Below are 24519 nucleotides of genomic sequence, written 5' to 3'. Positions count from 1 at the left end.
AGCATTCGCTGTTTAGTTTACAAGGTACAGGGTACCTTGGAGAAGGGATGTAGCGTGAGCGCAGGGCGGAATGCAAAGCAGAAGCCCAGGCAATCACGATACACATAGAGGTTCGCGGGGTGTCTGCGAACGGCTCGCTTGAGCGCAGGAGTGAGCAGACACCCACGAACCGGGTCTGGTGGCGATAGCGGAGGGGAAACACGCGTACCCATCCCGAACACGACCGTTAAGACCTCCAGCGCCGAGGATACTTGGGGCGGGAGCCCCTGGGAACGTAGGACGCTGCCAGGCGAAGGAACATGAGCCCAACAGGTCATCACCTGTTGGGCTCTTTGTGTTTGGCACGCGATGAGGAGCCCGTCTTTAATCCGCGGCAGCATGTCGTTCCCCAACTTTTGTTTGCGCTCATTCTGTGCTACGGTGAACAGGCAGACAATCGGTTCTCGCCCAACGCGGGTGTGAACGAGTGTCGACGTGGTTGAACGGGAGGAAACAGTGTGCTCGAATTCAGGATTGGTGCCGGCGAAGCCGGGAAAAAGGTACAGCGGTACGTTCGGCAGTTGCTGCCCGGCGTTCCGCTGTCCGGGATATACAAGATGATCCGCACAGGCCGCGTGAAGCGGAACGGGAAACGCGCCAAGGCGGATGACGTGCTGGTGATGGGCGATGTGGTGAGGCTGTACATGGCGGAGGACGATTTTCAGGTGGTAAGCCGCGCTCCGAAGAAATTTCACGGCGTTTCACGGGATATCTGCGTGGTGTACGAGGATGAGGACACGCTCATTGTGAGCAAGCCCATCGGTGTGTTGACTCACGGAGCTGCCGGAGAGCACAAAGAGACGTTGACGAATCAGGTATTGGCGTATCTGTACGATGAAGGCGCGTTGCACAGCACGCGGTTCACGCCGAGTCCGGTGAACCGGTTGGACAGGAATACGAGCGGGTTAGTTGTATTTGGAAAGACCCACGCGGCGACGCAGCGACTCGCCGCCCAATTTCGGGATCACCAAATCCGGAAGTATTACCTGGCCATTGTTCGCGGCACCGTGTCCGAGCACGGTAAGATTGAGGCGCCGCTGGTCCGAGATCGGGAGACAAACCGCACCGTGGTGCATGCGAATGGAAAACCCGCAGTGACGTTGTTCCAGCGATTGGCTTCGAACGGGCGAACCAGCCTGGTTCGAATTGAGCTCGTCACCGGGCGCACCCATCAAATTCGAGCCCACTTCGCGCACATTGGGCATCCGCTGTGGAGTGATGTGAAATACGGCGGTGGCGGTGCCCAAACCGGGGCGGCCCATCAGTGGCTTCACGCAGGATGGCTGAAGTTTCCTGATGGGACGGTGTATACGGCCCCGCTGCCGGCGGAATATCAGACGACCTTACGGAGGCTCGGTTATGCGGAAGATTGGTCGACGCTGTCGGCCATACCGTTCCGAGAAACCGGTGCCTCGCTGCACGATGCGTAATCAAGTGTCGAGATGTCGACGAATTTCTTCAGGGACGCGGACCGATTCGTGGGTGTCCGGACGGATGGTGACAATCACGAATTCCGCGTCCAGCACCGCTTCATCGCGCTGGTTGACGATGACCTGCTCCATTCGGAAGCTCGTATTCCCCACGTGGGACAGGCGGGTGCGGATGCGCAGTCGGTCATTTTGCACAGCTTCCCTGCGGTAGTTGGCCGTCACCCGCGCCACCACGGTCACAATTCCCAACCGTTTGAGGGTTTCGTAATCCAGGCCGAGCTGCTCATACCAATCCTCCCGGCCCCATTCGAGATATTCGAGATATTTCGCGTTGTTGACGTGTCCATTCACGTCAATTTCCGTGCTGCGCACCAAAATTTCAATTTCTGTAACCAACACCAACCAACCTCCCTTTGGTGTACGACGGGTACCGCCTGCTGTCATGATATCATGCGGCCATCGGAAACTCAGGTGCGTTTCGGGCGCACAGGGTGCCTCTCCACGACTCGCCGATTCCGCGTTCCGAGGGAATGAGACAGGAGCGAGATGTCATACCTGTATGGTGAGGTGCCTGTGACCGGGGCATTCCCCAATCTGGTTCGGCGCTTCGGTGGTTCGTTGCGGCCAGGGCGTTTCTGGACTTTCTACTACCTGGTGGATGACGTGTGTGCGTTTCAGGAAGGGCCGTTTGAAACCTATTCGGAGGCAAGGAGGGTGGCAGCCGAGGTCGATCACGACTTGTGTCCGCTGGATTTGTGGATTCAACATGGACATGTGTCCATCTGGAAAAAGAGCCGGCAACGCTTGATTCGCAGCCGGTGAAGAGGATGTCCTGTGGAGGCAGCTTTCCAAGCTGCCTCTTTGCGTTACCAGGTTGCAGAATACGGGGCGTCGCATAGGACCGCGCGGCGAGGGAAGGGTAACAACAGAACCTGACCCTGGGGTGGATGAATGTGACGAAACGACCGATGCGGATCATGGCTGCCGTGTCTTGGCTGTTCGTGATGTGGAATTCGGTTTTGACTGCGGCTGCGGGTGAACGACAGACCCATCTCAAGCCCATCTACGTGCAGGTCGCGCACAGGTATGACATCCCGTGGACACTGTTGGCTGCGGTGGATAGATACAGTGAATTGACCAAGTCGAAACAGGATAAAGCGCTGCATCCACAATACGGGTTTGCGTTTGAGGATGCGATGTGGTCGGGGATTGGGAATCCCATTCTTTCCGATCTCAATCCGTACACCATTCGGTTGTTTCACGGAGTGGGAGTGGACGCGAACCACGATGGATTGGCACTGCCCTGGGATCCGAATGATAGAATCTCCGCCTTGGCAGAATGGCTGGACGAGCAGTCAGGCGAGGACGACCTCGGGACCGCCGTGTGGGAGCTGTTTCGGGATGCGGTGGCGGTGGAACGGATCTTTGAATTCCACAAAATCTTTGCACGGTATGGGCTGAATCCAGCGGGAAACTGTTTTCCCATCGCCAAAAAGTACAATTATACCGTCAAACATACGTTCGGCGCAGGGCGCAGTTACGGTGGGCGCCGCATTCACGAAGGTGTAGACATCTTCGCGGACTATGGCACACCAGTTCTGGCCTGCGCGCATGGGTATGTGGAACTGATGGGCTGGAATCGGTTCGGAGGATGGCGAATTGGCATTCGCGACGTCAATAACGTGTATTACTACTACGCGCACCTGTCGGCATATGCCAAACCATTAAAGCGAGGGGATCTGGTGGAGCCCGGAGAAGTGATTGGTTACGTGGGCAGCACCGGGTATGGACCGCCTGGAACGAGCGGCAAATTTCCACCTCATCTGCATTTCGGCATGTACAAGGACACCGGCCGACGCGAGTGGGCGTTCAGCCCCTCCGGGAAACTGTTGCAATGGCAACGGCTTCCCCAACACATCAAATCGCCGCCGAAATCCGACGACTGAAGGCATTGTAGAGCCGTCCACCATCCGCACGCTGCGGCCGATGGGACGAGCTCTTTGTTTCGTGGCTTTCGTGGGACTTGTGGTATCCTATCGGATGTGTACGGCACGTGGCGCAGGTACGTCCATCCATCTGCGACCAATGATTTTGGGAGGGAGAACAGCGTTAATGGAGGGAACAACAGCACAGGCCAAGCCGGCGCGTCTGTCGCGGACCATCATGACCGACTTGGTGCTTCCGCCGGATGCAAACAACCACGGAACCATCTTCGGCGGAAACGTCATGGCCTACATTGACAAGATTGCAAGCATCACATCCATGCGCCATGCCCGCATGCCTGTGGTGACTGCGTCCAGCGACAGCCTCGATTTTCTGCGTCCGGTGACCATTGGAGAAGCGCTCTGCCTCGAAGCGTTCGTAACCTGGACGCACCACACGTCCATGGAAGTGTACGTGAAAGTGGAATCAGAAAACTTGATGACCGGTGAACGAAATCTGACGGCCACATCCTATTTAACGTTTGTTGCCCTCGGTCCGGACGGCAAACCGGCGCCCGTACCACCGGTGCTTCCGGAAACAGACGAGGAGAAGTGGCATTATGATACAGCACCTGCGCGGTATGCCATGCGCAAGCAGCGAAAAATGGAGAGAATGAAGGGATTGCGTTGAGCGAACGAATCGTGGAAGTGCGCCGCGGCGAAATGGTGGAGAGCGTGCACGAGGGCGATATCGCGGTCGTGCATCGGAGCGGCCGGTTGATGTGGTACTTGGGTGATCCGCATCTCGTCACATTCGCCCGTTCTGCCGCAAAACCTTGGCAGGTCGTCCCTCTCATTGAAAGCGGAGCGGCGGACGCGGCCGCGATGTCGGATGAGGAACTGGCTTTGGCCTGTGCGTCGCACAGCGGTGAACCAATGCATGTGGAAAAAGTGCTCGCCCTGCTTCAGCGCGTCGGACTGGGGGTGGAGGCCCTTCGGTGCGGCGTCCATCCGCCCTACTCCAGCGCGGCGTACGAATCGCTCCTGCAGTGTGGTGAACCCCTCACGGCGGCGCATAACAACTGTTCGGGCAAACACGCTGCGATGCTGGTCTTGGCAGCGCACCTCAAGGCGGACCTCGAACGGTATTCGATGTCGGGTCATCCCGTGCAGACGCTGATTCTCCGCGCGGTGAGCGAGTTGACGGAAGTGGCGCCGCCGGACATCGCGTTGGGCACGGACGGTTGCGGCGTGCCGGTGTTTGCATTGCCGCTTGCGCGTATGGCATTGGCGTACGCCAAACTGGCCGATCCGTCCGGCGAACCGGAACCGCGGCAGAGCGCTCTCCAAAGAATTTCCCGAGCGATGACGACCCATCCGGAGATGGTGGGGGGAACGGATCGATTCTGCACGGTGCTGATGCAGGCGGGCGCGGGGCGGATCATCGGAAAACTCGGCGCGGAAGGCGTGTACTGTGTGGGATTGCCGGAATTGGGCCTCGGCCTCGCCTTGAAGGTGGCGGACGGTCATCCGAGGGCGTCGTACCCGGCGGTGGTTGAAGCGCTGCGCCAAATCGGCGTTCTGTCCGAGACGGATTTGGCCACATTATCAGCGTTCCATCACCCGGTGCTGAAAAACCACCAGGGGACCATCGTTGGCGACTTGCGTCCGGTGTTTCAACTGCACCGCGCGATTTGATCTGAGTGCGGCGTTCACAGGGAACGCTCATCTGGGTGTGCTATAATGTGTGGCAGTTTTGGGACTGGAGTGAAGCATTTGGCGGAACAAACGAAAATGGTGGAAGTGAATGCGGAGATTGGGCCGATTGGCCTGACGCAGTCGAGGTTGGCGCGTTGGAGCATGTACGCGGTCATCGCATTTCCTGTGATTGACTACACATTGCGCCACGTGCCGGGACTGAGTTTGCTTGGGTCCATTTGGGACAAGCTGCTGCTGGTGGTGATGGCTGCCTTGGCCGGCGTTCGGTATATCAGCGGGTACAGGCCGCGCTGGTTGCTGTGGCACAGGTTCGCCGGCTGGTTCTTATTGTTGGGATTGGCCGTCATGTTCGCGGGGCTAGCCAGCCTGGGCGTCTCGGTGAACGGACTGAAAATGGACGTGTATTACATGTTGTATGCCTTTCTCATTCCGTTTTTGGTGGCGCCGGAAGATGTGCCGCGCCTGCTGCATGCCGGAGCCATTCTGGCCATCCTGATTGGCCTTCACGGCATCTACCAGTACATAACGAAGGCACCCATTCAACGCGGGTGGACGGACGTTGGAGAAACGGTTCGCTCCCGTGTGTACAGCGTGCTGCAAAGTCCGAACGAGCTGGCTTCGTACATGGCTTTGATGACGCCGCTGTTGGCGGGTATGGCGTTGTATGAGACCCATCGAATTCGGAAGTGGATTTACGGCGCCGGCGTGCTCATCTGCGGGCTCACGATGCTCCTGACGTTCACCCGCGCGGCGTGGGTGGCGCTTGCGCTCGCCGTGTTTCTGATGGCTGTGTTGTTTGAACGTCGATTGTTGATTGCGCTCATCGTATTTGTGGCCGTCGTCTATTTTCTGCCGCCCATTCATCACCGAATCAGCGATCTGCTGTCACCGGTGTATTGGATCAAGTCCTCACAGAGCGGGCGCATCTATCGATGGGTCACGGCGTTTGACAAGATGGGGACCAATCCGCTGTTCGGCATTGGGACCGGCCGATTCGGCGGCGCCATTGCTTCTCAATCGTACGGATCATTGTATTCCGACAACTATTACGCAAAAATCATGGCCGAAATGGGCATTGTGGGCCTGACGCTGTTTGTGGCGATGCACATCGCGCTGATTCGCGATTTGTTTCGGAGGGCCATTCAGACCGCCGTTGGCCGGGCCCGCTACGTCCTCATTGGCGGCACGACCGGTCTGATTGCGATGCTGATTCACAATTCGATGGAGAACGTGTTTGAGTTTGCGCCGAACGTGTTTGCCTACTTCACGTACGCGACGCTGTTCCTCATTTGGGTGGCGGCTCCGGTACCGGATGCCGGACGCACAAAGGCGACATCGGCAAAAGGGGAGGGAGGAGAAGAATGATTGGGAAGCGGATTGGAACCTGGCTTCTCTTCCTGTGCTGGGCGGTTTTCGTCAATGCCTGCAATGTGTGGCTCATCCGGCCGTTGGCTGCAGACTTTGCTTTGCTTGGCATTTTGGGGATTGCCGCCATCGTTTTGCTGTGGTTGACTTCCATCCCATCGTCGCAGCGGCGCCGCTGGGTGGGATTCACCATCTTCAGCCTCCTGCTCGGCGACGGTTTGAGTGAAATGATGAGCCGCCCGCTGTTGACGAAAATCTGCCTCGGTCTGGTGATGATTGTCGGGCTGAGCGTGCTGGCGTGGGTGTTTGCGCGTCTTCGCTGGCGGTACTTATCGGGGACCGCTGTGATTTTGGCAATCTCAAACCTGTGGCTGCCGTTTGACCAGTGGCCGCTCCTGACGCATTTTTCCATCGCGTATCACGCGCGCGTGCTGATGCAGTCGTCTGACCTGCCGGCCCTGCCGCTGCAGCCCATCCAGACCGCCAGCGGCACCGCCGTCGTCACGCTGCAGAACATCCTGGAGACCGAACAGCAGGTCCAAAACACGGCGCAGACAGCGACGGACAGTCCGGACGCTTTGGAGAACGTTTTGCGCAACGCGCACCATCGCTACGAGTTCATGGCGTTGGTTCAATCGGGTGGGCGGTTTCACCTGACCCAATTGCCTTTGCAAGACCTGTCTGCGGTGAATCCACACGCGTTTACCGCGCCATTCTTCCCGTTCATTCGCGCCTACTGGACGTTGGACAACGGGCGGGTGGTGCAGTACATGGCTCCGGCGCAGCCGCCGTCTTCCATGGTGGACGTGGCGAATCAGCCAGGCTACAGTCCTGCGATGCTGCAGGGGTTGGCGGAAGCCACGGATCAAGCGGAAATGAACGATTGGCACACGCTGTTGTCCACCGCACACGTCGCGGAGGACGCCGCCGGATGGAAGGTGGCGAACGGCCGGCTCACCGGTACCTGGAACGGACGTGCGGTGTCCATTCCGGTCAATGCGGACACGGTCGTGGGCGAAGGGTCCTTTACGGCACCTCATGTCCACGAAGTACTGTTGGAGGGAGCGAACACGCTGGAAGTGGTCTCGCTCGACGACAACCGGATCGTCAGCCGATTCAGCGGGGATCCGCTGCATCCACTGTCGAGCGACATTGTCATCGGACCGTTGGACAACAGCGGGCGCGACGCCATCTTCGTCAATGCCGCGCCGGCAGAAATTCTTCAGGCGGAGCCCGACCAGGCGTGGAAGGTCCTGTACACGGCGCCGAACACGTCGCTCCGGTTTGAAGCGTCCGTGCGGTTTGCCGGAGATGCTACGCCGGAATTGATCACCAACGATCCCAGCTATCTTCGAAATTCACCCGTCCGCTACCTCTCGTCCTATACGTATCGTGATGGTCAACTGGTACGGAATTGGCGGGTGTTCCAAACCAACCTGGTGAACGTTCACGCGGTCCAATTTTCGCAGGATGAACCGCCGTATCTCGTGACCAGCACGTACGGGAGCGGTCAGTTGTACGTCTTGAAACGGCACGACATTCCGGTGGTACCCATCACGAGCGCGCTCCTGGCGGCCAGTGTTGTGATTGGATGGCTCATCAAGTGGCGCGGAAGGAGGAACCGCCTTGCGTAAGCGCACCATCCTGACGACGTTGACGACTTTGTCATTGATGGGCTTGCTCAGCGCCTGTGGTCCGGCGGTGCAGCCGTCCACCAATCAGCCCGAAGATCAGTCCGGTACCTCCGTGAACCTGTCGACTTGGGATGACATTTTGGCCAGTGCAGAGCGGGGCGTATCCGCGAAGATGTTCATGGTCAAAATGGATGCCTCGTTTGCGCAGGGTTCCACGCGGACCACGTACTCGGTGTACGGTGGCGTGAATGTGCCGGACACCGCCTACTTCGGGATTGCGGAAGCGAACAACTACGTAAAGTTTTACCAACAAGGACAGGCTGCCTACACGTACGACAACGGGGAGTGGAGTCAGGTCTCCGCGTGGAAGCAACTCAATCCGTATGTCTCGTTTGCGTTCGTGATTGCCGCGGCCAAGTCCCATAACATCCCCTTGGTGCAGCTGCAGAAGTCGTATGTGAACGACGAATACTGCGACGTCTACCGCGCGGTCATTCCGGTTGACATGGTGCAGTATCAACCGACGTGGCTGCCGCTGCCAATCCACGGGCCGGCCGGTGCGGTGGTGTACACGTTCTACGTGGGGCAAACCAGCCACAATCTCCGCCAGGTGTCGACCATCTCCGTCGGATCCGTTGGGGGCATGGGTGCCGCCGAAACCGATACGCAGACGGAGTTCTTCGACATCAATCAGGAGATTGCGAAGGTGCAGCTTCCGAAAGATCTCATCAAACAGTTGGAGAATTCACAGACTTGACGCAGATTCAAGGGGCCGGTTCCGGTTTTTGGGTTGTAGACGAATCCTGCCTTCTGTTATAATGTTTTACGTATACTATCGCTGAGTTCCAATGGAAGCGGAGGACCCAATCAATTGGGGTGAATCGTCGAGGTGTCTCGACGTAGGGATCCTACTCCCGAATCCGTCAGCTAACTCCGTAAGCGTGTAGGCAGGTTCGTGCAACGGACAGACACGGTGCGTGAATACACGCATAGTGTACGTCCCGACGACATCCAATTGGAACCCGCGATTTCAACAAATCGAGGGGGATGATGTCATGAAGAAGCAACCTGAATTGCCGGATCTGATTCGTGACCTTGAGATCATGAAGTCTCTGAACCGCGCTTTGAAAAGGCATCGAGAAGCGACGCCGAATTCCGAGCCGGAAAAGTCAACCGACGTGTCGGACGAGATTCGCGCATAATCCAGGGACCATATCCACCACAAGGGTGAATGCCGGGCTGTCCCCGCTGTGCAATAGCACGGGGCAGCCCTTTGTTGTACTGACGCGCCGTCGGCGCGGAGCGTGGGAGATGCGCATGCGGACGCCGTGTAACCAGGACACTCGGTGCTGCGCCGTGATGAGCGAAGGGAGGATTCATGGTGCGCAAGCGATGGATGGTGAACGGAGCAGCGGGGCTTAAAAATACGTTGCTCAGCACGCGGGAGCTGTGATACAATGTCTCGGTGTGATTACGGTGGTCCTCTGCGCGATGAAGGCATGAACACCTGTGGGAAGGGAGGCCGTTTCGATGGATCTACTTCGAGCAGTGGCGGCAGAACAACTGCGTTCGGACATTCCGGATTTCCGGCCGGGCGACACCGTCCGCGTACACGTGAAGGTGCGCGAAGGTCAGCGCGAGCGGATTCAGGTGTTTGAAGGCGTTGTGATTCGTCGCCGCGGAAGCGGCATCAGTGAAACGTACACCGTGAGAAAAGTATCTTACGGTGTCGGAGTGGAGCGTACGTTCCCGGTGCATTCGCCGAAAGTCGAAAAGATTGAGGTTATGCGCCGTGGCAAGGTGCGCCGCGCGAAGCTGTATTACTTGCGTGGTTTGTCCGGCAAGGCAGCGCGGATTAAGGAAATCCGATAACGCGGTCAACGGGAGGCTCAGCGAGCCTCCCGTTGTTCAATCATAGACGTCGTTGCCGATGTGGCTTCGTGAGACGTGAAGGAGCGACTGTTGTGCAGCCGATTCATTGGTTTCCCGGCCATATGGCGAAGGCTCGCCGCGAAATGGCCGAATCCATCGCCCGCGTGGACGCGGTGGTGGAGGTGCTGGATGCGAGAATCCCGCACGCCAGCGCGAATCCCATGCTACAATCCCTGATTGGCCGAAAGCCGAAAGTCGTGGTGCTGACCCGGGCGGATCTGGCGGATCCAACCCAGACGGCCGGATGGGAAACCCATCTGCGCCGCGAGGGGCACCAGGTGGTCACGTTGGATGCGCGCACGGGACGAGGGGTTCAACGGGTGCTCCCGGCACTGGAGGCGGTGGCCTCGGAGAAGCGGGCGAAGGACGCGAAGCGGGGCATTCGGCCCCGTCCGCTGAAGGTCATGGTGGTGGGCATCCCGAACGTGGGCAAGTCGTCTCTCATCAATCGACTGGCCGGACGTTCGGCCACCAACGTGGGGGATCGCCCAGGGATTACCAAGATGCAACAATGGATCCGCCTCGGACAAGTGGAACTGTTGGACACCCCGGGTGTGCTGTGGCCGAAACTGGAAGAGGAACACGTCGCCCACACCCTGGCGATTACGGGGGCCATCAAGTCGGAGATCCTGGACAAGGAATCACTCTTTGCATATTTTGCTGTTTGGTGTTCCACTCATTATCCGCGGTTGCTGGCGGACAGATACGGTGTCCCGGTCCTCCCGGAGACGGCGTGGTCCGGCGTTGCCGAGGTGTGGGATGCGGTGGAGCCTTTGCTCGCGGCCATTGGCAGGCAGCGGGGGCTGATGCAGAGCGGTGGCGTGGTCGATACGGGGCGTGCGGCCGAATTGGTTCTGCGTGAGCTGCAGACTGGAAAGCTGGGGCGGGTCACGTTGGAATGGGCGCCAACTTCCGCGGCATGGGAGAACGATCAGCCTGAACGTGATGAATGAAATCTCCGACCATCTGGTCAAACGGACGAATCCTCAGTAGACTGGGAATGAACAGTCGACTGGGGGTTTTTCTTTGGCGAAGGGAAACGGACACGGCGCGCTGAAGGCGTCGCCGATGGAGAAAGTACACAGTATGTGGAGGTTTGAACGCGCGCTGGCCGGAACCGCCGAACATCTTGCGGGCGTGGACGAGGCCGGACGCGGCGCTTTGGCCGGACCGGTGGTCGCGGCTGCGGTGGTGCTGGGACAGGCACCCGACGCGTTTGTGGGCGTGGATGATTCCAAGAAATTGTCGCGCGCGAAGCGCGAAGCGCTGTATGACATCATCTGCCGAAACGCGCGAGCGGTGAGTATCGGCATCGCCAGTTCGGAGGAGATTGACGCAAGCAACATTTTGCAGGCGTCGCGGCTCGCCATGGCAAGAGCCATGGAGGCTTTGGAGACCACTGTTTCCCTGGTGCTGGTGGACGGACCGTACGCGCCGCTGTACGGGGATAGGACGTGGCCCAGCATCCCGGTGGTGGATGGCGATGCGAAATGTCTGAGTATCGCCGCCGCGTCGGTGGTTGCGAAGGTGTATCGTGATCGGTTGATGGCCGAACTGGCCGAGTCCTATCCGGAATACGGATTCGACCAGAACGCGGGCTACGGAACACCCGTTCATCTTGCGGCACTCCAAAAATTTGGTCCCGCTGCGTGCCATAGGAAGTCCTTCGCACCTGTGCAGCGGCACCTGCAAGCGAGGTTGTGGTAATGGATCCCACCATTCGAGGCATCACCGCGAATCCGGGAATGGGGTCGGTCACTCGGTTGAACGGTGTTCGGGAACTGGGACAGGCATTGGAAGAAGGGCGTCCGAACCGAACGCTTCCGACTACCCCGGCCGCTGAACCGGGCACCAAGGCGGACACGAGCATACGGAGCGCGGCACAAGCTGCGCAGGGTGACACCATCCTGCCCTTGGAACGAACGCTGCCTCTCGCCATTCTGAGCAATCCTCGGTACATCCAGGCGGAATGGGGATGGCGTCGGCTGTTGACCGAACTCTGGCAATGGCAGAAGGACGGGATGTCAGAACGTCCGGCGGAACCGGCTTCTGCAGCAGCGTCTGCAAGAACCGTTCCCGCCCCGGTACCTTCCCCCTTGTCCGAGACCTCGCCCGTGCAGGGACCTTCGCCTGCGGCGGGGACCTCATCCCGCGATGCAGGATTCTCGTCTACGACAGCGACGCCGAAGGCGGTCGAAGCGACACGGTCTGTACCGGAATCCTCGCCGCTGCCCGGAACTGTCGCCATGCCTGCGGGGGCATCGGCGATGGGGGGCGCCCAATTTCAAGGAACACCGACCGCTCGCGCTGTGTCCAGGATCGGGCCTGCCGCAGCAGGGCAGCCTGCGGCCACCGCATCCGAGGTGGCATCGGATCCATCCGGAACAGCACCGTACGCCGCCGCGCCCGAGGTCTCCACAGCTGCGGAGCAGTCCCTACAAAGCAAGGCGGTCGAGGCGTTGTGGGCGGCCATGACGAGCTTGGTGGAACGCAGTTCCGCCGGGGCGTCTGCGGGGCGCGCGACGTTGGTCCATCCAACCTTTTTGCGCGACGCACCAGGGATAGAGGCGTCGGATGGCGGGCGATTGATACCGTTCCATGCGGTGCGGGCAGAGCATCTGGCAGGGGCGCGCGGTGATGCGCTGGAAGCGTGGGTGACGGCGGACAGGATGAGCGCGGCGGTTCAGGATCCGGATGGGACGGTCACGGGCGCGGGCATATGGGTACCGGGGCCCGCTCGCGACGATGAACGACGGCTCGTGGTGCGCTGGCAGGGCGAGCGTCAGTCGCGCACGGGCCCGAACGGGCAAACGGTCCATCGCCTTCGCCTCACGGTGCCCTATGAAGGTCGAACGGTGGCGATTCACTTCATTTGCAGCTATCCTTCCCTCTATATTCACTTCGGCACCGATCATCGAGCGCTTCGCCAGCGGCTGGAACGAAGCCAGGCACAGGCTGCGGCAGCCTTGTCGAGGGTGGGGTGGCGCATGGATGGCTGGTCTGTGGGAGATCTGGAGGAGGCTGACGCGTGATGAAACCGAAGCGAGCGGTGGCACTGCGGTACCAACAGCAGGATGACATGGCGCCGCGGGTGGTGGCGAAAGGCTCGGGCGCTGTGGCGGAAGCCATTCTGCACCGGGCTCGCGAAGCCAATGTGGCGGTTCGCGAGGACGATGCCCTGGTTGATGCGTTGATGGCGCTGGAAGTCGAGGCCGTGATTCCGGAAGCCCTGTACGCGGCCGTAGCCGAGGTGTTGGCTATTGTCTACCGGCAAAGAGAGGGCGAAGCCTAGGATTGGCCCCGAAGGGGAGCGGATCGCCCGCGAGTATCTGGAACGGTCACTCGGCTGGCGCGTTCATGCGGTCAATTGGAGGTGCCGCTTTGGGGAATTGGATTTGGTCGCGTCGGAGGGGGACTGGGTGGTCGTGGTGGAAGTGAAGACCCGAGCCAGTGAGCGTTTTGGCACCGCCGAAGAAGCGGTGGACGCCCACAAGCGTAGACACTTGCGGCGACTGATTGAATGCTTGCTGTTGACCCAGCCCGAGCTCCGGGGACGACCGGTTCGCCTCGATGTCATTGGCATATATATGCGCGATGGCGTTGTGCATCGATTGCGCCATGTGCGTGACGCGTTGGACGGCTGGTGAACGCACGGCTCAGCCGCGCCACCTACAGAACGCGGGGACGGTGCGCCCACGCTTCCGAAACATCTTCGGCGGAGACGGCAGTACGTCCATCCGCGATGCTGATACTGCGCGCCACCTGCACTAGTGTGTGGGCGGCTCGCTGTGACAGATCGCGGGCGGAAGCGATGCGCTGCCACGCGCTGCGGGCAGCGTCGGTGAAATCGACTGTATGCTGCCGTCCACCGGCGTCGGACGATGTGCGTCGGAGCCGTTCCGCTCTGCCTTCGGCGACGCGACGCCGCATGTCCATCGATGAGATGGGGGAATGGTCGACGCTGTGCGGAGAGATGGGCGCATGCCGTTCCACGTGGATGCACAGCGCCATTCTGTCCAGCAGCGGGCCGGACAGACGAGCCCAATATTTCTGTACGCTGTGCTGCGTGCACCGACATTCGCCGAATCCGTGCTGTCCGCAGGGACACGGATTGAGCGTGGCCACCAGTTGAAACGCGGCTGGAAGTACCACCGCCTGACGGGCTCGAGACAGATGTACGACCCCGTTGGTGAGCGGTTCGCGGAGCGATTCCAGCACGGGCCGTTGAAATTCCAACAACTCGTCGAGCGCTAACACTCCCCGGTGGGCCAAGGTCACCTCGCCGGGGACAGGAATTTGGCCGCCGCCAATCATCCCGGCGACCGTCAAACTGTGATGCGGCATGCGCATGGGGGGACGGACGGTGGGAGGATGGTCGTATCCCGCCGCTTCATGTACGGAGAAGACCTCAAGAGCCTGCAGGTCGTCAAGGTCTGGCAGAATGGTGTGCATTCGCTCGGCGAGCATGGTCTTGCCTGAGCCCGGAGGGCCCACAAGCAGGGTGTGATGCCCACCAATGGCGGCTGCCGACACTAGGCGCTTGAGATCCTGCATGCCAACCACGTCTGCAAAATCAACATCTCCGGCCTCGGGGGACGGAGTGACAAGCGCAGTCCCGGGATATGGCTTGGGTGTGTCTTTCGAAGTCAGCAGTCGCACCACATCCGCCAGCGAATGCACAGGAAACCAGGAAACGCCAGATATGCGCAGGCATTGGAACTGCTGTTGGGCCGGCACCATGAGGCCGGTCATGCCCTGTTCGCGAAGGGCGAACGCCAAACGCACCAGGCCGCGAATGGGCTCGAGCTGTCCCGACAAGCTCAGTTCTCCGCAAAAGGCCGTAATGGTGGCGTGCTCTGCGGGAATGGTCCCTGCAGCCCGCAGAATGGCGATGGCGATGGCCAAATCCAACGCTGCGCCACGTTTGCGCACGCTGGCCGGAGAGAGGTTGACGGTAATGCGCTGGTTCGGGAACGGCAGGCCGCTGTTGCGGATGGCGGACTTGATTCGCAGCCTTGATTCGTTCACCGCAGAATCAGGCAAACCGACAATGTGAAATTGAGGTAATCCGTTCATGACGTCCGCTTCCACGGAGACCGGGGTGGCCACCCAGCCGTGCAGCACGGCGGCCATGCATCGTCCAATCATGGCATTCGCCTCCGTTCATGAATGATTCGTCCATGCCAATTTCAAGCCGGAAAAACATACGTATAGATATAGCAGGAATTCGCCGCTGCAGCCAGAATTGTCAGGACAAAGGAACATCTTATTGCAGATGTTTGGACGAGGCGCTACGATGGTGATGAGCATGGTGATGGGGGCGATCGCAGTGCAAAGTCAGGACGAAAAATTGCGCAGCGAAAAGCGGGATGGACAGCGAGGATCCAAAGGTCGCGTGGTCAGCATGCGTGCTTGGCGCGCCCGAAAGCGCTGGCAGTCCGTTCGTGGCTTCAGATCTTGGCCGATGTTCAGCGCAGTCATCCTCAACCGTGTCTTGGTTGCAATCGCCTGTGTGTTTGCCGTTGTCAGCTGTATTCCGCATGCTTGGCAACCGCAAGCCATCATTTATACATGGTTTTTTGCCGTCATCGGCAGCGCGCTCAGTCTGGTGTTGCATGCCCTTCGTGAACGCAGGGTGACGCGGGAACTGTTCGTGTACGTGGTATGCATGGCGATATCTTTCGTGGTCGCCTTGGTTCGGGTGGCCATTCGGTAGTGTGCGGTGCGGGCGGCCCCCTTCGCATGAAACTGTAGAAATATCGTCAAAATCGGTCGGCGAGGCGGAATCGGCCGATTTTTTCATGTCTCGAAAGAACTCATTGGGCGCTCAAGTTGTAATTGACACGCCAGTCATTTATCCTATAACAGGACTCTTGAAACATGCGATTGGATGACACCGATGACGTCTTCTGCCGAAGCCCGCGTATCCGGCGTTCAATCGCAAAACTTAAGCGTAGTTAGACACATGGTGTGGGAGGAATCGGCTGCATGAACATTCACGAGTATCAAGCGAAGTCGGTGCTCGCGCAGTATGGCGTTGCCGTACCGACCGGGAAAGTGGCGTTCACTGTCGACGAGGCTGTGGCAGCCGCGCAGGAACTCGGTGGACAAGGTGTCGTGAAGGCTCAGATCCACGCGGGGGGACGCGGCAAGGCAGGCGGCGTCAAGTTGGCGAGGTCTCTGGACGAAGTCCGGCAGCACGCTTCGGACTTGCTCGGGAAGACCTTGGTCACGCATCAAACCGGCCCGCAGGGGAAGGTCGTCAAGCGGCTGCTGATTGAACAATTGACGAACATCGAAAAGGAGTACTACATAGGTGTCGTCGTGGATCGGGCTTCCGGTCGGGTCGTCATGATGGCTTCTGAGGAAGGCGGCATGGAAATCGAAGAAGTGGCGGCCAAGTCACCGGAGAAGATTTTCCGCGAAACGATTGATCCGGCCGTTGGCCTGACGGCGTTCCAGGCGCGTAAGCTGGCGTACGGCATCAATATTCCAAAGCCGCTGGTGAACAAGGCGGTCGCGTTCATGACGGCGCTGTACAACTGCTTTGTGGACAAGGACTGCTCGGTGGCGGAAATCAATCCGTTGGTCGTGACGAAGGAAGGAGAAGTCCTCGCGCTCGACGCGAAGCTGAACTTCGACGACAACGCGCTGTATCGTCATCCGGACATTCTGGCGCTACGCGATGAAGACGAGGAAGATCCGAAGGAAATCGAGGCTTCCAAGTTCGGGCTGAACTATATCGCGCTCGACGGAAATATCGGCTGCATGGTAAACGGCGCTGGGTTGGCCATGGCGACCATGGACACCATCAAGTATTACGGCGGGGCGCCGGCCAACTTCCTGGATGTCGGCGGTGGAGCGAACCAGGATCAGATTCGCGAGGCCTTCAAAATCATTCTGTCCGACGAGAATGTGAAGGGCATCCTGGTCAACATTTTCGGCGGCATCATGAAATGCGACGTGATTGCCAACGGCGTTGTCGCGGCGGCGAAGGAAATTCAACTCAACAAACCGCTGGTCGTCCGTCTGGAAGGCACAAACGTCGACTTGGGCAAGCAGATTCTGAACGAATCCGGATTGAACATCGTGGCAGCAGACTCACTCGCCGATGCGGCGCAACGCATTGTGGCGCTGGTTTGAGGAGGGAACCAAACGATGAGTATTCTTGTCAATAAGGACACGCGCGTCATCACACAAAACATCACGGGGAAAACCGGTTCCTTTCACCTGAAGCAGTGCCTGGAGTACGGCACCCAGATGGTCGGTGGCACGGCGCCCGGCAAGGGAGGCACCACCATTGAAGGTCTTCCGGTGTTTGATACCGTGGAACAGGCGGTTCGTGAAACGGGAGCCAATGCGTCCGTCATCTACGTCCCGCCCGCGGGGGCAGCGGATGCCATCATGGAAGCGGTGGACGCGGAATTGGACCTGGTCATCTGCATCACCGAAGGCATTCCGGTGTTGGACATGATCAAGGTGAAACGTTATATGGAAGGGCGGCACACCCGTTTGATTGGCCCCAACTGTCCCGGGGTGATCACGCCGGGCGAATGTAAGATCGGCATTATGCCGGGTTACATCTTCACGCCGGGGAAAGTCGGCGTCATCTCGCGCAGCGGCACGCTGACGTACGAAGCTGCCTATCAGCTGAGTGTGCGCAACATCGGGCAGTCGACCGCTGTCGGCATCGGTGGCGATCCGGTCAAAGGCACGGAGTTTATCGATGTTCTGAAGATGTTCAACGAAGATCCGGACACCGAGGCGTTGGTCATGATCGGCGAGATCGGTGGTACGGCGGAAGAGGAAGCGGCGGAATGGATCCGCGACAATATGACGAAACCGGTCGTTGGCTTCATCGCCGGCGCAACGGCGCCTCCGGGACGCCGGATGGGTCATGCGGGCGCGATTGTCTCCGGCGGCAGCGGCACAGCCGAGTCGAAAATTCGCACCATGGAAGCGTGCGGGATCCGCGTTGCGCCGACACCGTCGGAAATTGGAGCGACGTTGGCGCAGGTGCTTGAGGAACGCGGTCTGTTGGAAAAGTGCCTGGTGAAGTAATCACCAGCGAAGTTGTGGAAGAAAGCTTTCGGATCTCCAGGGAGATCCGAAAGCTTTTTCTTTCGCACATGCATCACGGCGATATTGTCACGCGGGATGACCGATAGGATGAAGGAGTACCCTACGCGCAATGGCGTCACCTTCGTTCCAGCTATACGCTGTGAGAATAGGGGGGGATGGTGCATGGGGACGGAGAGGAATTCGGATGGATGGGATCGCGCGTGTACCATCGCACTGGCGGCTTGCCCAAGTGTGGAGCCAACCACCCTCATCCGATTGGTGGACCGTCTCGGGGGTGCCCATGCGGTTTGGGCGTCATCAGCGGAGCAGTGGCTGGCCGTCTGTCGCCTGCGACCGGCCACCGTATGGGCCTTGGATCGATGGCGTCAAGGGCACGACCCAGCGACTGTGGAGGAGCGACTCATGCACCGTGACATTCGGTGCGTGGTTCGAGGGGACGATGACTACCCCGACGCGTTGCTCGAGTTGGCGCAACCGCCGCTGGTGTTGTTCACGAAGGGGCGGATGCACGCGTTTCGGCGGACCGTCAGTATCGTGGGCACCCGCCGCATGTCCGCCTATGGTCAGGAGGCGGCGCGCTGGATTGCGGAAACCCTGGCGGCGGGCGGCATCCACATCGTGTCCGGACTCGCCGAAGGCATAGACGCCGTGGCGCATCGCGGGGCATTGGCCGTCCGCGGCGGAACGACCGCGGTGCTCGGGTGTGGCGTGAATCTCTGCTATCCGTCACACCATCGGCGGCTGTACGATGAGATCCTCGCCAGTGGCGGGTTGATTGTCAGCGAATACGCACCGGACGTGCCGGTTGCGAAGCACCGATTTCCTTGGCGTAATCGTTTGATTGCCGCGCTGTCGCCGAAACTGGTTCTGATTCAGGCGGGGGAACGCAGCGGGGCGCTGCACACGGTGGATGCCGCCCTGGATCTGGGCCGAGATGTCTATGTGGTTCCCGGGCCCATCACGGCGTCGCTGCATCGCGGTTCGAATCGTCTCTTGCAACAGGGTGCGCAGGTACTGCTAGATCCGACGGAGTTCCTGGCGGATTGCGGACTTGACCATGCGGAATTGTCGCGCAGTGGAATTCCGGAACGGTGGCGAGATTTGTACGATAGTATGGTGGAGGCGAAACTTCCGGGCCAGCTCGCCCGGGCGTTGGGCCAACCGGTGGGACGGGTGTACGAAGGGCTCTTGGAATTAGAACTGGCGGGCATGGTGGCAAGAAATCCAGACGGGACGTACCGGCGCACTGGAACCGCAACGCACGGCGGCCGTTCGGTGGTGGACCGGTGATGACGTTTGCAAAAGAAAAGTGTGTGGTGATAATATTTGTAGAACGCGGGGGCACCGCCCGGTTCTCCTTGGGCGGCGGGGGTGTCCCGTTGGGTACCAGTAGCCGGATTGCCTGTTGCGCACCGCGCGTGCCGCGCGACGCAGGCATGGGGAGGTAGCGTTTTGTCCGAGTACTTAGTTATCGTGGAGTCGCCCGCAAAGGCAAAGACCATTGGAAAATACCTGGGGAAGAAGTACACCGTGAAGGCCTCGATGGGCCATGTCCGCGATTTGCCAAAGAGTCAACTCGGCGTGGATATTCAACGTCACTTTGAACCGAAATACATCACCATTCGCGGCAAGGGCGATGTCATAAAATCGTTGCGCGACGCGCGCAAAAAGGCGAAAAAAGTGTTTTTGGCGGCTGACCCGGACCGAGAGGGAGAGGCCATCGCCTGGCACCTGGCCAACCTGCTGGACGTGAACCAGGAGGAAGCCTGTCGCGTGGTGTTTCATGAAATTACGAAAGACGCGGTTCGCGAAGCGTTCAATGCGCCGCGTCGACTGAATTATGACCTCATCAACGCCCAGCAGACCCGGCGCATATTGGACCGACTGGTGGGCTATCGTTTGAGTCCTCTGCTGTGGAGAAAAGTGAAGAAAGGATTGTCGGCGGGCCGCGTGCAGTCGGTGGCCGTGCGTTTGATTGTGGACAGGGAACGGGAGATTCGGGCGTTCGTTCCACAGGAGTACTGGACGGTGGACGCTGAATTCACAGTGGCCCAAGGGCGGTTCAGCGCACGTTTTCAAGGGTATGGCGACGAGAAGACGGAGTTGCCGAATCGCGAAGCGGTCGACGAACTGTTGAAGCACATTGAAGGCGCGGACTACCGCGTGGAGCGAGTGAAGCGCAGCGAGCGCCGGCGGAATCCGAGTCCACCCTTCACCACCAGCAGTCTTCAACAGGAAGCTGCGCGCAAATTGGGATTTCGCGCGTCCAAGACCATGTCCGTTGCGCAGCAGCTGTACGAAGGCTTGGATGTGGGTGCAGAAGGCACCGTCGGTCTCATCACCTACATGCGAACCGATTCCACGCGCATCGCGGAGTCCGCGCAGACGGAGGCGCGGGCGTTCATCGCGGACCGCTTTGGCACCGATTTCGTGCCGCGGGAGGCACGTCAATTTTCCACCAAAGGCAACGCCCAGGATGCGCACGAAGGGATTCGGCCCACCTCGGTGGTTCGTACGCCGGATTCCCTCAAGGAATTCCTGTCCAGAGATCAACTCCGATTGTACAAATTGATTTGGGAGCGGTTTGTGGCCAGCCAGATGGCGCAGGCAGTGCTGGATACGACCACGGTGGATATTCGGGCCAACGAAGCGTGGTTCCGAGCCACCGGCTCCGTTGTCAAGTTCGCGGGGTTCATGGCGGTTTACACCGAAGGCACGGACGATCCGGCAACGGACGAAAAGGACGGCAAGATCCTTCCACCGCTCAGCGAGGGTCAGCCGCTGCCGGAACCCACGGTGTCGCCGGAACAGCACTTCACTCAGCCGCCGCCGCGCTACAGTGAATCGAGTTTGGTCAAGGCGATGGAGGAACTCGGGATTGGGCGGCCGAGCACGTACGCGCCCACGATGGAAACCATTTTGAAACGCGGCTATGTCATACTGGATCAGAAACGGTTTTATCCGACCGAATTGGGAGAACTCGTCGTTGACCTGTTGGTGCAAAACTTCCACCAACTGATTGACGTGGATTTCACGGCCCATTTGGAACAGCAATTGGACCTCATCGAAGAAGGAAAAACCGATTGGGTCGCCCTGCTCGAATCATTCAATCGGGAGTTTGAAACCGAACTCGAACGCGCGGAAGAGACATTGGAACACGTGCAGATTGCCGACGAGGAATCGGACGTGGTTTGCGATAAGTGCGGCCGAAAGATGGTGTACAAACACGGTCGTTACGGAAAATTCCTGGCTTGCCCGGGATTTCCGGAGTGCCGAAACACCAAGCCCATCGTCAAGGAAGTCGGCGTGGACTGTCCGCGGTGCAAGAAACCGTTGGTGGAACGTCGCGGGAAGCGCAAGGTGTTTTATGGATGCAGCGGCTATCCAGACTGCGACTACGTGCTCTGGGACAAACCAACCGGAGCGCTGTGTCCCGTTTGCCACCACCCGATGGTCGAAAAGCGTTCCAAGGGAGAGTCGCTGGTCGTCTGCAGCAACGCCGCGGCACATCCGGACGCCGGCGCGGCCAAGGCGCACGGGCAGAAGGTGAAAGGTGTTCGAAAGAAGAAACTGTCGTAACAAGGGGGGCGCAGCGGATGCATGTAACGGTCATCGGAGCTGGGCTGGCCGGATCGGAGGCCGCCTGGCAGGTGGCGAGACAGGGTGTACCGGTGCGGTTGTATGAGATGCGGCCGGTCCGGAAGACGCCGGCGCATCATACGGATCGGTTCGCCGAGTTGGTGTGCACCAATTCCCTTCGATCCGCGGCCATCACCAATGCGGTTGGCCTATTAAAGGAAGAGATGCGACGATTGCAGTCGCTCATCATACAGTCGGCGGATGCGCATGCCGTGCCGGCTGGGGGAGCGCTGGCGGTGGATCGGGAGGGGTTTTCCGCCGCGGTCACGCGCGCGTTGGAGGAGCACCCGCTGGTGGAAATTCGGCGAGAGGAGATTCGGGCGCTGCCGGACGACGGCATTGTGGTGGTCGCGACCGGACCGTTGACGTCGCCGGATTTGTCCGAGTCTATACGGGCGTTCATCGGCCAGAATTACCTGTACTTCTACGATGCGGCGGCGCCGATTGTGACCAAGGAATCGGTGGACATGGACAAGGTGTACCTGGCTTCCCGATACGATAAAGGAGAAGCCGCATACCTGAACTGTCCGATGACCGAAGCGGAATTCCAGGCATTCTACGAGGCGTTGATCCATGCGGAAACAGCACCTCTGCACGACTTCGAGGAAGAGAAGTACTTCGAAGGGTGCATGCCCGTAGAAGTGATGGCGGCTCGCGGGCCGAAAACGTTGTTGTTTGGTCCGATGAAACCGGTTGGGCTGGTGAATCCAAAGACGGGAGAGCGTCCCTATGCCGTAGTTCAATTGCGGCAGGACAACGCGGCGGCAACCCTGTACAATCTGGTCGGGTTTCAGACGCATCTGAAGTGGGGCGAGCAGGCTCGCGTGTTCCGCATGATTCCCGGGTTGGAGCAGGCGGAGTTTGTCCGCTTTGGCGTGATGCATCGAAACACCTACATCAACAGTCCGACCGCGCTGCATCCCACGTATCAGTCCAAAGCTCGGGATACCCTGTTCTTCGCGGGGCAAATCACGGGTGTGGAAGGATACGTGGAGTCCGCGGCAGCCGGGCTGCTGGCTGGCATCAACGCCGCCCGTTTGGCGCGCGGCGAAAACCTGGTGACGCTGCCGCCCACGACGGCGATGGGCAGTCTGGCGCATTACATCACACACGCGGACAAGGGCAACTTTCAGCCGATGAACGCGACCTTTGGCATTATGCCGCCGTTGCCGGAGCGCATTCGGGACAAGCGAGAGCGCGCACAGCGAATGGCCGACCGTGCGCTGTCCGACTTGGCGCGGACCATGGGGGCGTCTCAACTGTGAATGGAACCACGCCGATTCCATCCGCCATTGACGTCTTTCTCGAGGTCCGGCGCGCAGCGCGCGGCGGGTCCGAACGGACCCTCGTCGCCTACCGAAAAGACTTGGAGGCACTGGCGACATACCTGGCTGCGCAGGGAATCCATGCCGTCGAACAGATCCGGCTTAGGCACCTGCGCTCCTTTCTGGCGCAGGAGATTCGGCGTGGGTTGGCCAAGTCGTCCGTGGCCAGGCGGTTGTCGTGCTATCGTAGTTTCTACGATTATTTGACCGGCGTGGGGATTGCGGAGCGCAACCTGGCCCAACTGTTGACGATGCCGAAGCTGGAAAAACGCATTCCTGATTTTTACTATCAAGAAGAGATGAACGCGTTGTTGGATCACATCACCGGGGATGATCTGTGGAGCTTGCGGGATCGGGCGCTGCTGGAACTCATCTATGCCACTGGGATACGCGTGAGTGAGTGTGTTGCACTCGATGTGACAGACGTAGACTTACAGGAGGGCGGAGCGCTCGTGTTCGGCAAGGGGGCCCGCGAACGATACGTGTTGATGGGCCGTCGGGCGGTGCACAGTCTCAAGCGATACCTGTCCGCTCGCGCCGGCGCGAACCTGTGCGCTGAGGCGTTGTTCGTGAATCGGCGCGGAGGACGGCTCAGCGACCGCAGCGTGCGCCGAATCTTGGATCGGAGGATTGCGGAAGTGGCGGGGCTGGCCCATATCAGTCCTCATGCCCTCCGCCATAGTTTCGCCACACATCTCCTCGACGGCGGCGCGGATCTGCGGGTGGTTCAAGAACTGCTCGGCCACATCAGTCTGTCTTCCACGCAAATTTATACCCATACAACGAGGGAACGGTTGGTACGGGTGTATCAGTCGGCGCATCCGCGGGCAGCCCGACAAAGCGGACTGCCATTGGATACGCAATGAAGGGGGCGGTTGCATGCTGCAAGAGATGCATGCCACGACAATATTCGCCGTCCTGAAGGACGGGCGCGGGGCCATGGCCGGAGACGGTCAGGTGACTCTCGGGAATACCATGATCATGAAGCAGAATGCGCGAAAGGTGCGCAGATTGTACCGCGGACAGGTGATTGCGGGATTTGCCGGATCGGTCGCGGACGCGTTCACTCTGTTCGAGAAATTCGAGGGGAAACTCGAGGAATTCCATGGGAACCTGCAGCGGGCGGCCGTTGAATTGGCGAAAGAGTGGCGCTCGGACAAAATTCTGCACAAATTGGAAGCGATGTTGATTGTGATGGACAGAGAGCATCTGTTCATTTTGTCCGGTACTGGAGAAGTGATTGAACCGGACGACGGCATCTGTGCGATTGGCTCCGGAGGAGCGTACGCCCTATCGGCGGGCCGTGCGCTCGCCCGGAACACGGAGATGTCGCCCCGTGAAATTGCGGAACAGGCCCTGCGAATCGCGTCCGAGATCTGCGTGTACACCAATGACCACATTGTGGTCGAGTCCATCGGCGACTAACCGTTGC

The 24519-nt window shown here is 59.5% G+C and carries 25 protein-coding genes, 1 rRNA gene and 1 riboswitch; of the genes, 24 read left to right on the top strand and 2 right to left on the bottom strand.

Annotation, left to right across the window (positions count from 1 at the left end):
• The first annotated feature begins 174 nt into the window (after nt 1-174).
• Both rrf and G463_RS19175 read left to right on the top strand, forming a co-directional pair.
• Nucleotides 175-291 (top strand): 5S ribosomal RNA (rrf, locus tag G463_RS0106500).
• A gap of 206 nt (nt 292-497) precedes the next feature.
• Complete coding sequence (locus G463_RS19175; RefSeq protein WP_051322016.1) at nt 498-1469, top strand: RluA family pseudouridine synthase; 972 nt, start codon at nt 498-500, stop codon at nt 1467-1469.
• On the opposite strand, the gene G463_RS0106490 is transcribed toward G463_RS19175, so the two are convergent.
• Complete coding sequence (locus G463_RS0106490) at nt 1470-1868, bottom strand: acyl-CoA thioesterase (protein ID WP_035486039.1); 399 nt, start codon at nt 1866-1868, stop codon at nt 1470-1472.
• Nucleotides 1869-2015: 147 nt separating this feature from the next.
• On the opposite strand from G463_RS0106490, the gene G463_RS0106485 reads away from it, so the two are divergent.
• From G463_RS0106485 to G463_RS0106420, 14 genes are all read left to right on the top strand, one after another.
• Nucleotides 2016-2291 carry a hypothetical protein gene (locus G463_RS0106485; RefSeq protein ID WP_026974512.1) on the top strand — a complete coding sequence of 92 codons (276 nt, stop codon included), beginning with the start codon at nt 2016-2018 and terminating at the stop codon, nt 2289-2291.
• A gap of 131 nt (nt 2292-2422) precedes the next feature.
• Complete coding sequence (locus G463_RS0106480) at nt 2423-3415, top strand: M23 family metallopeptidase (protein ID WP_245575714.1); 993 nt, start codon at nt 2423-2425, stop codon at nt 3413-3415.
• A gap of 166 nt (nt 3416-3581) precedes the next feature.
• Complete coding sequence (locus tag G463_RS0106475) at nt 3582-4082, top strand: acyl-CoA thioesterase (protein ID WP_026974510.1); 501 nt, start codon at nt 3582-3584, stop codon at nt 4080-4082.
• Nucleotides 4079-5089, top strand: coding sequence for an asparaginase (locus G463_RS0106470; RefSeq protein WP_026974509.1), 1011 nt, complete (start codon nt 4079-4081; stop codon nt 5087-5089). Before G463_RS0106475 ends, G463_RS0106470 begins: the two co-directional genes overlap by 4 nt.
• Nucleotides 5090-5167: 78 nt before the next feature.
• Nucleotides 5168-6475, top strand: coding sequence for an O-antigen ligase family protein (locus G463_RS19170; RefSeq protein ID WP_051322015.1), 1308 nt, complete (start codon nt 5168-5170; stop codon nt 6473-6475).
• On the top strand, nt 6472-8109 hold the full coding sequence (locus G463_RS0106460; protein WP_026974508.1) for a hypothetical protein: 1638 nt from the start codon (nt 6472-6474) through the stop codon (nt 8107-8109). The genes G463_RS19170 and G463_RS0106460 overlap by 4 nt, the downstream gene beginning before the upstream one ends.
• Nucleotides 8102-8866 carry a hypothetical protein gene (locus G463_RS0106455; RefSeq protein WP_026974507.1) on the top strand — a complete coding sequence of 255 codons (765 nt, stop codon included), beginning with the start codon at nt 8102-8104 and terminating at the stop codon, nt 8864-8866. The genes G463_RS0106460 and G463_RS0106455 overlap by 8 nt, the downstream gene beginning before the upstream one ends.
• A 69-nt stretch (nt 8867-8935) precedes the next feature.
• Nucleotides 8936-9065, top strand: a riboswitch (cyclic di-AMP (ydaO/yuaA leader).
• Nucleotides 9066-9164: 99 nt separating this feature from the next.
• Nucleotides 9165-9311, top strand: coding sequence for a hypothetical protein (locus G463_RS22790; protein WP_156900108.1), 147 nt, complete (start codon nt 9165-9167; stop codon nt 9309-9311).
• Between the two features lie 328 nt (nt 9312-9639).
• A complete protein-coding gene (gene rplS / locus G463_RS0106445; RefSeq protein ID WP_026974506.1) occupies nt 9640-9981 on the top strand; it encodes a 50S ribosomal protein L19 in 342 nt (113 codons plus the stop codon).
• Between the two features lie 92 nt (nt 9982-10073).
• Nucleotides 10074-10994 (top strand): ribosome biogenesis GTPase YlqF, encoded by a 921-nt coding sequence (gene ylqF / locus G463_RS19165; RefSeq protein ID WP_051322014.1) that lies wholly within the window; start codon nt 10074-10076, stop codon nt 10992-10994.
• 73 nt (nt 10995-11067) lie between these two features.
• On the top strand, nt 11068-11748 hold the full coding sequence (locus G463_RS0106435; protein WP_245575713.1) for a ribonuclease HII: 681 nt from the start codon (nt 11068-11070) through the stop codon (nt 11746-11748).
• Nucleotides 11748-13073: a hypothetical protein gene (locus G463_RS0106430; RefSeq protein WP_026974504.1), complete on the top strand. Its 1326-nt coding sequence runs from the start codon at nt 11748-11750 to the stop codon at nt 13071-13073. The genes G463_RS0106435 and G463_RS0106430 overlap by 1 nt, the downstream gene beginning before the upstream one ends.
• The gene (locus G463_RS0106425; protein WP_169725433.1) at nt 13073-13333 is read left to right on the top strand and encodes an EscU/YscU/HrcU family type III secretion system export apparatus switch protein; all 261 of its coding nucleotides are present in this window, start codon (nt 13073-13075) and stop codon (nt 13331-13333) included. The genes G463_RS0106430 and G463_RS0106425 overlap by 1 nt, the downstream gene beginning before the upstream one ends.
• The gene (locus G463_RS0106420; protein WP_084171301.1) at nt 13302-13688 is read left to right on the top strand and encodes a YraN family protein; all 387 of its coding nucleotides are present in this window, start codon (nt 13302-13304) and stop codon (nt 13686-13688) included. The genes G463_RS0106425 and G463_RS0106420 overlap by 32 nt, the downstream gene beginning before the upstream one ends.
• 22 nt (nt 13689-13710) lie before the next feature.
• Here the strand turns inward: G463_RS0106420 and G463_RS0106415 are convergent, their stop codons facing one another.
• Nucleotides 13711-15189, bottom strand: a complete 1479-nt coding sequence (locus G463_RS0106415; RefSeq protein ID WP_026974501.1) for a YifB family Mg chelatase-like AAA ATPase — start codon at nt 15187-15189, stop codon at nt 13711-13713.
• 148 nt (nt 15190-15337) lie between these two features.
• On the opposite strand from G463_RS0106415, the gene G463_RS0106410 reads away from it, so the two are divergent.
• The 8 genes from G463_RS0106410 (at nt 15338) to hslV (ending at nt 24512) form a co-directional block, all read left to right on the top strand.
• Complete coding sequence (locus G463_RS0106410; RefSeq protein ID WP_026974500.1) at nt 15338-15757, top strand: hypothetical protein; 420 nt, start codon at nt 15338-15340, stop codon at nt 15755-15757.
• 272 nt (nt 15758-16029) lie between these two features.
• Nucleotides 16030-17184: an ADP-forming succinate--CoA ligase subunit beta gene (sucC, locus tag G463_RS0106405; RefSeq protein WP_026974499.1), complete on the top strand. Its 1155-nt coding sequence runs from the start codon at nt 16030-16032 to the stop codon at nt 17182-17184.
• A 15-nt stretch (nt 17185-17199) separates the two neighbouring features.
• Nucleotides 17200-18102: a succinate--CoA ligase subunit alpha gene (gene sucD, locus G463_RS0106400; RefSeq protein ID WP_026974498.1), complete on the top strand. Its 903-nt coding sequence runs from the start codon at nt 17200-17202 to the stop codon at nt 18100-18102.
• Nucleotides 18103-18285: 183 nt separating this feature from the next.
• The gene (gene dprA / locus G463_RS19160) at nt 18286-19413 is read left to right on the top strand and encodes a DNA-processing protein DprA (protein WP_169725432.1); all 1128 of its coding nucleotides are present in this window, start codon (nt 18286-18288) and stop codon (nt 19411-19413) included.
• Between the two features lie 162 nt (nt 19414-19575).
• Entirely contained in the window at nt 19576-21702 is a 2127-nt protein-coding gene (topA, locus tag G463_RS19155) for a type I DNA topoisomerase (protein ID WP_051322011.1), read from the top strand.
• Complete coding sequence (gene trmFO, locus G463_RS0106385; RefSeq protein WP_425387059.1) at nt 21612-23027, top strand: methylenetetrahydrofolate--tRNA-(uracil(54)-C(5))-methyltransferase (FADH(2)-oxidizing) TrmFO; 1416 nt, start codon at nt 21612-21614, stop codon at nt 23025-23027. Before topA ends, trmFO begins: the two co-directional genes overlap by 91 nt.
• Nucleotides 23024-23953 (top strand): tyrosine recombinase XerC, encoded by a 930-nt coding sequence (locus G463_RS0106380; protein ID WP_245575712.1) that lies wholly within the window; start codon nt 23024-23026, stop codon nt 23951-23953. Before trmFO ends, G463_RS0106380 begins: the two co-directional genes overlap by 4 nt.
• A 13-nt stretch (nt 23954-23966) precedes the next feature.
• Nucleotides 23967-24512, top strand: coding sequence for an ATP-dependent protease subunit HslV (gene hslV, locus G463_RS0106375; RefSeq protein WP_026974495.1), 546 nt, complete (start codon nt 23967-23969; stop codon nt 24510-24512).
• Nucleotides 24513-24519 lie beyond the last annotated feature (7 nt).

Origin of the sequence: Alicyclobacillus contaminans DSM 17975 (assembly GCF_000429525.1) — a bacterium.
Lineage (GTDB): Bacteria > Bacillota > Bacilli > Alicyclobacillales > Alicyclobacillaceae > Alicyclobacillus_A > Alicyclobacillus_A contaminans.
This window is presented reverse-complemented; position numbering and strand designations above follow the sequence as displayed.